The sequence below is a fragment of the Tatumella saanichensis genome (genome assembly GCF_000439375.1).
Taxonomy (GTDB): domain Bacteria; phylum Pseudomonadota; class Gammaproteobacteria; order Enterobacterales; family Enterobacteriaceae; genus Tatumella; species Tatumella saanichensis.
In genome coordinates this window covers 40,794-52,879 of sequence record NZ_ATMI01000056.1, presented here as the reverse complement: position 1 = coordinate 52,879, position 12,086 = coordinate 40,794, and the positions used below count along the sequence as shown (strand labels likewise).

At 53.1% G+C, this 12,086-nt stretch carries 12 protein-coding genes; 2 read left to right on the top strand and 10 right to left on the bottom strand.

Annotated features, from left to right (window positions below; all coding sequences use genetic code 11):
• Positions 1 to 118: 118 nt before the first annotated feature.
• The 9 genes from purF to pdxB all read right to left on the bottom strand — a co-directional run bounded on the left by purF (position 119) and on the right by pdxB (position 9,366).
• Complete coding sequence (purF, locus tag DW47_RS0115965; RefSeq protein WP_029687434.1) at positions 119 to 1,636, bottom strand: amidophosphoribosyltransferase; 1,518 nt, start codon at positions 1,634 to 1,636, stop codon at positions 119 to 121.
• 38 nt (positions 1,637 to 1,674) lie between these two features.
• Entirely contained in the window at positions 1,675 to 2,163 is a 489-nt protein-coding gene (cvpA, locus tag DW47_RS0115960; RefSeq protein ID WP_029687433.1) for a colicin V production protein, read from the bottom strand.
• A gap of 209 nt (positions 2,164 to 2,372) precedes the next feature.
• On the bottom strand, positions 2,373 to 3,230 hold the full coding sequence (dedD, locus tag DW47_RS0115955) for a cell division protein DedD (RefSeq protein ID WP_029687431.1): 858 nt from the start codon (positions 3,228 to 3,230) through the stop codon (positions 2,373 to 2,375).
• Complete coding sequence (gene folC / locus DW47_RS0115950) at positions 3,220 to 4,488, bottom strand: bifunctional tetrahydrofolate synthase/dihydrofolate synthase (protein ID WP_029687430.1); 1,269 nt, start codon at positions 4,486 to 4,488, stop codon at positions 3,220 to 3,222. The genes dedD and folC overlap by 11 nt, the downstream gene beginning before the upstream one ends.
• A 65-nt stretch (positions 4,489 to 4,553) precedes the next feature.
• Positions 4,554 to 5,465: an acetyl-CoA carboxylase, carboxyltransferase subunit beta gene (accD, locus tag DW47_RS0115945; protein ID WP_029687429.1), complete on the bottom strand. Its 912-nt coding sequence runs from the start codon at positions 5,463 to 5,465 to the stop codon at positions 4,554 to 4,556.
• A 152-nt stretch (positions 5,466 to 5,617) separates the two neighbouring features.
• Positions 5,618 to 6,274, bottom strand: coding sequence for a DedA family protein (locus tag DW47_RS0115940; protein ID WP_029687428.1), 657 nt, complete (start codon positions 6,272 to 6,274; stop codon positions 5,618 to 5,620).
• A gap of 2 nt (positions 6,275 to 6,276) precedes the next feature.
• Positions 6,277 to 7,107, bottom strand: coding sequence for a tRNA pseudouridine(38-40) synthase TruA (gene truA / locus DW47_RS0115935; protein WP_051150987.1), 831 nt, complete (start codon positions 7,105 to 7,107; stop codon positions 6,277 to 6,279).
• Between the two features lie 2 nt (positions 7,108 to 7,109).
• Positions 7,110 to 8,117 carry an aspartate-semialdehyde dehydrogenase gene (locus DW47_RS0115930; RefSeq protein WP_029687426.1) on the bottom strand — a complete coding sequence of 336 codons (1,008 nt, stop codon included), beginning with the start codon at positions 8,115 to 8,117 and terminating at the stop codon, positions 7,110 to 7,112.
• Between the two features lie 76 nt (positions 8,118 to 8,193).
• Complete coding sequence (gene pdxB / locus DW47_RS0115925; protein WP_051150986.1) at positions 8,194 to 9,366, bottom strand: 4-phosphoerythronate dehydrogenase PdxB; 1,173 nt, start codon at positions 9,364 to 9,366, stop codon at positions 8,194 to 8,196.
• Positions 9,367 to 9,525: 159 nt separating this feature from the next.
• On the opposite strand from pdxB, the gene DW47_RS0115920 reads away from it, so the two are divergent.
• Together DW47_RS0115920 and flk are read left to right on the top strand one after the other, a co-directional pair.
• Complete coding sequence (locus tag DW47_RS0115920; RefSeq protein WP_029687424.1) at positions 9,526 to 10,431, top strand: DMT family transporter; 906 nt, start codon at positions 9,526 to 9,528, stop codon at positions 10,429 to 10,431.
• 128 nt (positions 10,432 to 10,559) lie between these two features.
• Positions 10,560 to 11,588, top strand: a complete 1,029-nt coding sequence (gene flk, locus DW47_RS0115915) for a flagella biosynthesis regulator Flk (protein WP_029687423.1) — start codon at positions 10,560 to 10,562, stop codon at positions 11,586 to 11,588.
• Here the strand turns inward: flk and DW47_RS0115910 are convergent.
• On the bottom strand, positions 11,585 to 12,028 hold the full coding sequence (locus DW47_RS0115910) for a rhodanese-like domain-containing protein (RefSeq protein ID WP_029687422.1): 444 nt from the start codon (positions 12,026 to 12,028) through the stop codon (positions 11,585 to 11,587). The genes flk and DW47_RS0115910 overlap by 4 nt on opposite strands.
• Positions 12,029 to 12,086: the final 58 nt, after the last annotated feature.

The following is a 12,086-nucleotide window of genomic DNA, read 5'->3' as shown; positions in this document are numbered from 1 at the left end:
GCTCCGCACTGCGTAAAAGGCGTATGATAGCGCGGGTGCCGCCCACGAGGCGAATAGATTCGCCAAAAAAAACGGGGCGAAAGTCGCCCCGTTGCTGTGGTCAGTGCGTAACGCGGACTTAGCCTTCGTTATGCAATTCCAAGTTTTCCGTCTCGGTCTGACGGGCAACAGCCATGGCGTCATCGTTGCGCAATGACTGCAGATAGTCGAGGTAGCCTTGGTCCACATCCTTGGTGACATAGACACCGTCGAACACCGAACTGTCAAATTCAGTGATTTCTGGGTTCTCTTCACGTACCGCTTCGATTAGATCGTTCAGGTCTTGGAAGATCAGTGCATCGGCTTTAATCAACTGACAGATCTCCTCGACTTCACGGCCGTGGGCGATAAGCTCGGTGACGCTTGGCATATCGATACCATAGACGTTCGGGAAACGCACTTCTGGTGCCGCAGACGCCAGATACACTTTCTTCGCGCCTGCTTCGCGGGCCATCTCGATAATCTGCTCCGAAGTGGTGCCACGTACAATCGAGTCATCCACCAGCAACACGTTCTTATCACGGAACTCCGCACGGTTAGCGTTCAGTTTACGGCGGACCGCACTGCGGCGCATTTGCTGGCCGGGCATGATAAAGGTACGGCCAACGTAGCGGTTTTTGACAAAGCCCTGACGGTAAGGCTTATCGAGAATACGGGCGATTTCCAAGGCGATATCGGTGGACGTCTCTGGGATAGGGATCACCACATCGATATCCAAGTCTTCCCACTCACGGGCAATTTTCTCGCCCAGTTTAGTACCCATACGCACACGGGCACTGTAAACCGAGATTTTATCGAGGAAAGAATCCGGACGGGCAAAGTAAACATACTCAAACAGGCACGGATGGTATTTCGGATGCTCAGCACACTGACGGGTGGACAGTTGCCCTTTCTCAGTAATGTAAACCGCTTCCCCCGGTGCGACATCACGCAGGAACTCAAAGCCCAGGGTATCCAGTGCCACACTTTCAGAGGCCACCATGTATTCAACACGGGTATCCGGCAGTACACGTTTACCCAGTACCAGTGGACGAATACCGTTAGGGTCACGGAACGCCACCATACCATGGCCGATGATCATGGAAACCACCGCGTAGGCACCGCGAACCTGCTTATGCAGACATTCCACGGCGCTGAAAATATTGTCCGCAGACAGCGGGTAATCTTGGAAGCGATCCAGTTCCTGGGCAAACACGTTTAGCAGCACTTCGGAATCTGAGGTGGTATTCACATGGCGGCGTCCGTGTTCAAACAGACGAGAGCGCAGCTCATGGGCATTGGTCAGGTTACCGTTATGTGCCAGGGTGATCCCGTAAGGAGAGTTAACATAAAAAGGCTGGGCTTCGGAGGCGCTTGAGCTACCTGCTGTCGGGTAACGAACATGGCCAATGCCCATCGTTCCCTGAAGGCGCTGCATATGACGTGCTTCAAACACATCGCTCACCAGTCCATTTGCTTTACGTAAACGAAAGCAATTCATGCCATCAATGGTACAGATACCCGCTGCATCCTGACCGCGATGCTGTAACACTGTTAATGCATCATAAATAGACTGGTTAACCGGCAGAAATCCGGTGATACCGACAATACCGCACATGGTGTCATTTCCTCATTAAAGCCGCATCCCCCCACACGCTATGTGCGAGGTAAAAAACTCGACGTGCTCTGTAAATAATCAAAAAACCATCTGATGATCACGCTAAACTGCGGAATAAGTTGTGACTGAGCCCAATCGCTGCTCTTCGAAAACCCGGTGAAGGTATCGAGGAAAAACAGGAGTGCAGAAACAATCAGCACGCCCCTTATCGCCCCGAAGCAGACACCCAGAACTCGGTCAGTGCCAGACAATCCCGTTTTCTCAACCAGGGTGCCGATCACGTAGTTCACAATTGCTCCGACAATCAGTGTTGCGACAAACAGCACTGCTATAGCGACACCATTTCGTACCATAGGTTCTTGGAACCCGGTAAACCAGACGGCCAGATCGGAAAAATAGTGGCTGGCAACAAAAAACGCACATCCCCAGGTGACTAAAGATAAGGCTTCACGGACAAACCCTCGGATCAGGCTGACCAGAGATGAAAAACCGACGATGCCTATAATAACGTAATCAATCCAGTTCATGATTGTTTCCGGCGCAACATAATCCTTTCTGTAATCTGCTCGGGGCGCAGTTTATCAGAAAAAGAAAACGTTTGCGTACCGTTTTACCCCTAGATGAAGAGAAAAAAGGGGAATGACCATCATTGTCATTCCCCGTCTACAAAATGTGAAATACCCACTTAATTACAGTGGGTTAACCGACAGTATTGGCCTGCCAGTCATGGTATCACTCAGCGCGCAGAATAGGGCCTGACGACGCCGCTTAAACCCGTTTTGCTTTTCAGTTCAGCAACCTGCCCTTGCAGTGCGCTCTTCGAACTGTCCGGCCCCACCAAGATACGGTTGATCTGGCCTTGTACCGGTTGCGATGGCAGCGAGTATGCCCGGAAGCCAGCAGCACGCAACTGCGAGACGATCTCACTGACGCGAGCAGCATTACGCAGCGCCCCCAGCTGGATAACCCACGCTGCACCGGCCGGGGTATCCTGACGATCAGCCGTCGGCTGAGATGCCGGAGTCGATGCATTACCATTCAGCGCTTGTAAAGCCCGTTGACGCTCACGTTCTTCACGTTGCTGCTGGGCCTTAGCTTTAGCGGCGGCAGCATCGCTGGCCTGCTGTTCTGCACGTGCCTGACGTTCCGCCTGACGCTGTTGCGCCAATTGCTGCTGACGAGCACGGGCGGCATCTGCCTGTTGCTGCTGTTTCTCCTGCGCTTCAGCCGTCTGCGCAGCAGAGGAGGAAGCGCTATGAGCCGAAGCAGTATTTGCGCTATTGCCCGCTGCTGCTGCACCACTGCTTTCAGACTCGCTCTGTTCATCCGCGGAGGCAGCGCTGCCTTGAGCCGCCGTAGTAATCCCCGGCACCGAACTGACCGGTTTCGAGGCTGGCGTACCACTTAACGGCTGTGTCACCGGAGGCACCAGATCTGGCTCCTGCTGGTCACCCGGTTTTGGTACCAGCGGGATAGCCGCGAATTCTTCTTTATAATGTTTTTTCTTACCGTCCAGTAGACCCGGCAGAATAATTACCCCGATGGCTACCAGAATAATGGTGCCTGCCATGCGGTTTTGAAATTTACTTGCCATTTCCCTGCTCTCCTGAGACAGCGGTCATTACCTGAGCAACCGTATGGAACGAGCCACACACCAGAATAATATCGTCACTGTCAGCCTGTTGCTGTGCTGTCTGCCAGGCCATTTCAACTGATTCATAAGCAGTCGCCCCCGGTAACTGGCTCACTAACTCGTCCGCACTGGCACCGCGCGGTCCTTCCAACGAGGCACAGTACCAGATATCCACTTGCGGACACAGCGCCGCCAGTGTGCCAGCAATATCCTTATCATGCAGCATCCCGACCACAGCCCTGATCTTACCGGTAGGTTTTAGTGCCGCCAATCGTGATGCCAAGTAGGTTGCCGCGTGGGGATTATGGGCGACATCAAGGATCACCTTGGGTGACTCGCTGATCACCTGAAAACGCCCTGGCAGCACAATGTCCGCCAGCTGTTCACGGATACACACCTCACTCACCTGCAGTCCTGAGACCCGCAATGCCGCTAAGGCAGTCGCCGCATTCGGCAGCGGCACCTGCGGCAAAGGTAACCGGCTAATCTCACCGCGTATATCACGGAAATCCCAGCTATCGCCATGATCCTGATAAGACCACTGCTGATCACGCTGTAGCAATACAGCCCCTTTATCAGTAGCCACCTGACTGATGGAGGATGGCATATCCGGTTCACCGACCACTGCCGGTTTGCCACTGCGGAAAATACCCGCTTTTTCTCGGCCAATACTTTCGCGGTCCGGCCCCAACCAGTCAATATGATCGAGGGCAATACTGGTGATCACCGAGACATCCGCATCGACGATATTGGTTGCGTCGAGACGGCCACCTAGCCCCACTTCCAAGATCACCACATCCAGGTCCGCTTCGCGAAATAGATGCAGGGCAGACAGTGTGCTGAACTCAAAATAGGTCAATGACGTCTTAGCACGGCCCTGATCGATAAATGCCAAGCTTTGGGTATGATCCGCCTCAGTGAGTTCCTGTGACTGAATACGCACCCGTTCGGTATAACGCACCAGATGCGGTGAGCTATAGACGCCGACCCGATAGCCTGAGGCGATTAGCAGCGCTTCAAGAGTCCGACAGGTCGTCCCCTTGCCGTTTGTTCCCGCCACCGTAAAGACAAACGGTGCAGGTTTTAGCAAGTTGAGCTGTGACGCCACACGACGGATACGGTCCAGGCCCAGCTCAATCGCCTTGGTGTGAAGGTTTTCTAGATAGGTCAGCCACGAATCAAGGGATGATGTGGCCTGAGGGTGGTGAAAATTTTCCATAGGTCCCGAGAGTGTTATACGGTGCATAAGTAAAAGACGCTATAAAAGCGTCTTTTTCATACGTGTCAGGCGTCATTCTGTTCCGGTTCGGCCTTTACTTCAGGCTGTTCGCCATCATGCAGCGGTGCCGGCAGATTCATCATCTTCGCTAGTAAGCTGGCCAACCTGTAGCGCATTTCAGGACGACGAATAATCATATCAATCGCCCCTTTCTCGATCAGGAACTCACTGCGCTGGAAGCCCGGCGGCAGTTTTTCACGCACCGTCTGTTCGATAACACGCGGTCCTGCGAAACCGATCAACGCTTTCGGCTCAGCTACGTTAAGATCACCCAGCATCGCGAAACTGGCGGAGACGCCCCCCATGGTTGGGTCTGTCAGTACCGAAATATAAGGTAATCCACGCTCACGCATTTTAGCCAATGCAGCAGAGGTTTTCGCCATCTGCATCAGTGACATCAATGCTTCCTGCATACGGGCGCCGCCACTGGCTGAGAAGCAGATAAATGGGCAGTTATTTTCCAAGGCATATTCGACACCACGGATAAAACGAGCCCCGACCACTGATCCCATCGAGCCACCCATAAAGGCAAACTCAAAGGCCGCAGCCACAACTGGCATGCCGTGCAGCTCACCCTTCATGACCACCAGAGCATCTTTCTCACCGGTACTTTTCTGTGCCGCTAGGATGCGATCTTTATACTTCTTGGAATCACGGAACTTTAATACATCTTTCGGTTCCAGCTCGCTACCCAGCTCAGTCAGAGTATCTTGATCCATAAAGTGGGTCAGGCGATCACGGGCATGCATACGCATGTGATGATCACATTTCGGGCAGACTTCCAAGTTGCGCTCTAGTTCTGCACGATACAGAACCTGCTCACAACTGTCACATTTGGTCCATACCCCTTCAGGAATGTTCGCTTTCCGCGTCGGGGTGACATTGTTCTTACTAAGAATTCGTTCAATCCAGCTCATTGATGACCTTTCTGTTTGAACCTGGGTTTTTCCAGTGATATTGTTCCTGCTGAATTTTTATTCAACAGCCGCTAAATGACGCCCATTAAACCACAACCTGTCGGCACTGTGGATAAAAATCTGGTTGAGCGGTCGTCGTCCTACAGAAAAAACTATTTTTCTGTACTCATCTTTCTACGCTGCCGCCAGAACTCAATCAGGCCCGGCAGGACCGACACCACAATAATGGCAACGATCAGTAAGTTAAGGTTTTTCTGCACCACCGGCAGGTCACCGAACAGGTAACCGGCATAGCCGAACAGCAGAACCCATGCCAATGCGCCGGCAATGTTGAACAGCCCGAAACGGCGGTAAGACATTTTACCCATACCCGCGACAAACGGTGCAAAAGTCCGGACAATAGGAATAAAGCGCGCCAGTATAATCGTTTTTCCGCCGTGTTTATCATAGAACCCGTAGGTTTTTTCCAAGTAACTACGACGAAAAATTTTGGACTGAGGATTACTGAACAGTTTCTCACCAAATAGCCGGCCAATACTGTAATTCACCGCATCACCGAGAATAGCGGCCACCACGATAACCGCTAGCAGCAAATGAATATTGAGATCATTACTAGGCAGAGCGGCCAGCGCACCACCGACAAACAACAGCGAGTCTCCAGGTAGGAAAGGTGTCACTACCAGACCAGTTTCGCAGAAGATGATCACAAACAAGATCGCGTAAATCCACAGTCCATAGTTTGCCACCAGCTGTGCCAGATGCACATCGATGTGCAGGATAAAATCAATGATAAAATGGATATATTCCATGGTCAGTTAACCTTTGTAAAAGCAGCATTATCCTGCATCAAAAACAGCGGGCCGGGAGCCGGACGAGGTAATTCAAACTGTGGCGGATAATCCACTTCCACCAGATAAAGCCCTTCCGCCCGTGCGGTAGCGGCAGCGAGTTTTCGGTCTTTAGCCGCCAACAACTCTGCCATCCAGGATTCCGGGCGATTACCACAGCCGACTTCCATCAAACTGCCGACAATGTTGCGCACCATATGATGGACAAATGCATTGGCTTTTATGTCGATGATCACAAAAGCACCCTGCCGCCAGACCTGCACGTGGCTGATATTGCGCCACGGGGTCCGCGACTGACAATGCACGGCACGAAAGGAGGTGAAATCATTCTCGCCTAACAGACTTTGCGCCGCTCGGTGCATTGCTTCAGCATCCAGAGGATGATAAAAATGCGTGATCCCCTGCCCGAGGATCGCCGGGCGCAACCGCTGGTTATAAATAATATAACGGTAGCGGCGGGCAGTAGCACTGAAGCGTGCATGAAAATCTTCAGCGACGGTTTTTACCCAGCGAACGGCGATGTCTTTGGGTAAATTAGCATTGACGCCTAACGTCCATGCGCCATCAGCACGCTGCGCGGTAGTTTCAAAGTGAACCACTTGGCCGGTGCCGTGCACGCCAGCATCGGTGCGGCCCGCACAAAACACATTCACTTCATGGTCAGCCACTTTGGATAATGCCTTCTCAAGGTAGCCCTGTACGCTGCGGACATCCGGCTGACGCTGCCAGCCATAATAACTGCTGCCATCATACTCAACCCCGAGCGCTATCTTCAGTGTTTTCACCTCAGACATACTTACAGATACTCCTGCACCAGACGCTCAGCGACTTTGACGGCCATTAAGGCACCACCGAAACGGACATTGTCGGCCACTGACCAAAACTGCAACTGTTCAGGAATACCATAATCGTTATGTACGGCACCCAGGCAAAGGGCACCATTACCAATGGCATCACCGACGGGAGTCGGATAGTCATCTTCATCGCTAAGTTGAATATCGCTAACTTGCATCAGATCACCGCGAGCTTCGTCTGCCGAGTAGGGACGTAAGGTTTCGACCTGAACACTTTGAGCATTGCCGTAGAATACCGGCGTCTGGACTGAACTGACTGATACTGGCAAACCTTCATCCTGCAGGATTTTACGCACCTGATCGACCATACGGCGATTAGCTGCTACGCTCCCCTGCTCGTCCGGTACCAGTGGTAACAGGTTAAACGCCAACTGGCGACCAAAATAGTGCTGCTCTGCGGGCACACCGTTCAGTAAGCGGGCGCTCTCTCCTGCCAATCCATCCACCGCGGCTTTACCATGGCTGGAGGCGCTGATCAGGTTAGTCACCTGTAAGCGGCCCAGGCCAGCATTGTCCATCACCGGCTTAAGGGCACACAGCAGCTGACTGACCAAGCTGTCGGCCACCGACACAATATTACGATTGCGGTAGTCAGCCAGCACTTGCGGGTTGACATCGGCCACCACCAGCGGCACATCCGGTGACAAGGCAAACAGCGAACTGCTGTCAATCACCAGACATCCAGCGTTGGCCGCCTGTTCAGCATATTGCCCAGAGGCGTCAGTGCCGGCGACAAAAAAGGCCAATTGCGCCTGGGACCAGTCAAAGTCACCGGCATCGGTGACGATGCAATTTTTACTGTCAACACGTACCGTTTCTCCGGCACTGTTCTCAGTGGCTAATAAAAATAATTCGCCAACCGGGAACTGACGCTCCGTTAACAACTCCAGTACCGCGCGGCCCACAGCACCGGTTGCTCCTAAAACAGCGATATTCCAGCCGTCAGACATGTTGAATTACTCCAGAAAACAAAAAATAAAGCGGTGTATTACACCGCCTGAATAAAAAGGGGTATCGCTGTAGGGATCAGCAATCACCGGTAAATATTGTCGTGAAGCCCAGTTGCTGAAGTTTTTCAGCCGTGGCAGCGTTATCGCAGTTAACCTGCAATGATGACCATTCACGACGCTCCCAGTACTGCTTACGCAGACGGTCAAATTCACCGGGCACGGCTGCCACTGCACGCAACTGTGCATCATCGAGCCGCACATCATACACCAGATGGGCCAGACGTTTTAGCAGAGACTGTTGATACTCGCCGCTGACCGTGATTTCGCGGATCTCCGGTGCGGGTAATAGGTCGGCTAACGCCACCTGCTGTGGCTGACCAATAAACGCCGACCAAGCTTCAAAGACTTGGGTGGTGCCACGGGCTTTACCTTCTAAGGTATATCCGGCGATATGGGCGGTACCGATATCCACTTTTGCCAGCAACGGCAGTGACAGTTCAGGCTCTGGTTCCCAAACATCCAGTACCACCGACAGATCGGTGCGCCGCTCCAGCACAGACAGTAATGCTTGATTGTCCACCACCGGTCCGCGGCATGCATTGATCAATATGGTGCCTGGCAACAATGCGTCCAGTAAGGTTTCGTCGGCCATATGCAGAGTTTTGTACTGCCCTGTTTTGAACAGCGGCGTGTGGAAGGTGATCACATCTGCCTGTTCCACTAACGTCTGCAACGAGTGAAACTCACCCTGGTCACCACGATCAGCCCGTGGCGGGTCACAAATCAGGGTGCGGATCCCCAGTGCTTCTAGACGGCGCTGCAGGCGTCCACCTACATTACCGGCCCCAACAATCCCCACGGTTCGGTCAGTCAGTTGAAAGTTATCGCGCTCCGCCAGCATCAATAATGCGGAGAACACATACTCCACCACCGCAATCGCATTGCACCCCGGTGCGGCTGACCAGGCGATACCTGCTGCATCTAAATCCGCGGTATTCAGATGATCCATCCCGGCGGTAGCGGTACCGACAAAGCGTACTGCTGTCTGTTCCAGTAATCCCTGATCCACCTGAGTGATCGAGCGGACCATCAAGGCATCGGCAGAGGTCAATTGTTCACGGGTCAGCGAACGCCCTGCGACAGCATCGACATCGCCAAGCTGGCTGAACAGTTCGCGGGCATAGGGCATATTTTCATCAACAACAATTTTCACTGCACAGATCCTGTGGTGGCTGAAATTTGTGAACATTCTGGCATAAAGCTTGCGCGAAAACATCCGTGATTATGGGTCACAGCCCTTGCTTTACTCCCCCAGATCCGGTCATCTTAGGGCGCGAAAAATGATTCGCTGATTTTTTCTCTGTACTTGCCGTCCGCACGGCAGGTTGTGACGTATTAAGGATCGGTTATGAATTTTTTATTCCCGTTGGGCGCCGTAGTGATCTGGGCGGTCAACTCTGTGGTCAGTAAGATGACAGTTGGGCTGATCACCCCGGAAGCCATCTCCTTTTACCGCTGGGCAATCGCCCTGCTGGTTCTGACCCCCCTGACACTGCCTGGTCTGATCCGTCATCGGGCCGCCTTACGGGGTAACTTGCTAAAATTGCTGACCCTCGGTGCCCTGGGAATGGTGCTCTATCAAAGCCTTGCCTATTACGCCGCGCAAACGGTCAGTGCCCTGTTTATTGGAATACTGGTCGCCAGTATTCCGTTGCTGACAGTAGTATTCAGCCTGTTCTTTTTGCGCCTTACCCCCACCCTGGGCATTATCAGTGGGGCGCTGTTGTCGCTCTGTGGCCTGACCCTACTGGTCAGTCAGGGGCATCCCGCCCAGTTACTGCATCAAGGGTTAGGAAAAGGGGAGATTTTGATGCTGGCGGCCGCGGCGGCCTATGCACTGTACGGGGTGTTAACCAAACGCTGGGCCGCTGACCTCAGTCGCCTGCCCCACTGGCAAAGTCTGTATATGCAGATCTTATTTGCGGTGCTTATGCTGATCCCGGGGTTTGTGCATACCACGGATATCCACTTGACCGCTCAGAACCTGCCATTAGTGCTGTTTGCGGCGTTACCTGCCTCTATCTTGGCACCCTATCTGTGGATCCAAGGCGTTATCCGTCTTGGTGCCAATACCGCCAGTATTTTCCTGAATTTATCGCCACTGTTTACCGCGGTGATTGCCATTTTGTTCTTACATGAACAGCTACACAGCTGGCATCTCACCGGCGGGGGACTTACCCTGGCGGGTGTGATCCTAGCTCAACGGTTGCGTATCCCGTTACGTCGCCCCAGTAAAGCCATAGGTTCCTACTGACGTTTTCACACAGAAATAGCGACTATTCTCTCCGCGGCACTTGGGATTTGGCGGGGGGATTGTTATCATAACCGGACTCCACTCCGGCTCACCCCCGGCCTGAAACCTCTTTTGCTGGAATGATTGTCATGCAACCACTCCGCGGCCCTTCTGAGGCCACGGATGACAGAACCTCCTCTGTTCATCCGTCTGATTTTCCTTCTTCTGCTTCCGCTGCGCCGCTGACCACCGAGCAGCGTACGACGCTGGAGAGAATTATTGTCAAAATTATGGCGATCAGTTCGTTAAAATCCGCTGAACTATGGGCCGGGATCCGTCATCAAGCGGGCGTAAGAAATGACAATGAACTCCTGTCCAGCCATTTCCCGGCAGCGGAACAGTGGCTGTCGGAAAAATTACGCCAAGCACAAAACAGCCACTCTGAGCGGGTGCTATTACAGCAACTGACCGATCTACTGCCGAAAGGTAATAACCGTCAGGCAGTGAGTCATTACATCCGTCATCATTTTGGCCAGACAGTACTCAGCTCACTAACCCGCCCCCAGTTGGAGCAGGTGTTGAGCAGTTTACAGAATGGCAGCATGGATATTCCATCGCCGCAACTGACCCCGGCCAGTGACCGTAGTCTACTGCCCGCAGAGCACCGTTACCTACAGCAACTGGTGATCAAGCTGACGATCGCGGGTGGCGGTACGCACGCCGCAGTTTGGCAGAATCTTTTCAGCCTGATAGCCCTGAAAAATGGTGATCCGATCCCTTCCCGCTATTACCCGCTGCTGTCACAGTACCTGAGCGCACGTCTTGCCCTAAGTACCGAAACCACTGCGGTGACCCTCCAGAGTTTACTGCAATCGCTGAAACAACCGGTGTCAGCGCAAGAGCATGCGTTAATCACGCGCAACGCACAGCAAAATTTCCAGCTGTCCGCTGACCAACCCTTAACGGGTGCCCAAGGCGAAGCGTTACTGAATGCCTTGTTCCGTCACCGCGCGGATGCTCTACAGCAGACCAAGGCAAAACCGGCCAGTGAAGAAGCTACGCCAACCGGTGCTCCACCGGTTGAATGCCCATCACGACCGGTAGCGCCTCGTACCCCGCTGTTATGTTGGGTCATGGTGATACTGATTATTCTGTTCGCTGCTTACACTCTGCTTTAACAGCCACACTCCTTGCCCGTGCCAGCCACGGGCCATTCACCCGGCAGTTCACCGCTCAGTTGCGGATGCTGGTCACGCAGCCAGAAATCCAGACCGCCCAGCAATTCCCGTACCGACAACCCCGCCTTAGCTAATTTTAGCGCTCCCTTGGTAGAACCATTACACCCAATCCCGTCGCAGTAGGTGATATAACATTTATTAGGATCAAGTGCCGCGAGCGTCTCTGCGGTCATAGTCCGATGCGGGAAACTGACAGCACCGGGGATATGCCCTTGCTGGTAGCGCTCTGGGGCACGTACATCCAGCACTTGAACACCAGGAGCCCCTGTCCGTAGGGCCTCCGCCAAATCCCAAGCATCGGTGTAGACGGCCAGTTTCTGCTGCAAAAATGCTAACGTCTCTGCCGCCGAGAGTTGAGGTAACAGCATCTGATGTGTCATTCCTATCCCCTATGGTTGTTTTAGACAGAATATCCACAGATACTGTCGTTAATAAGAC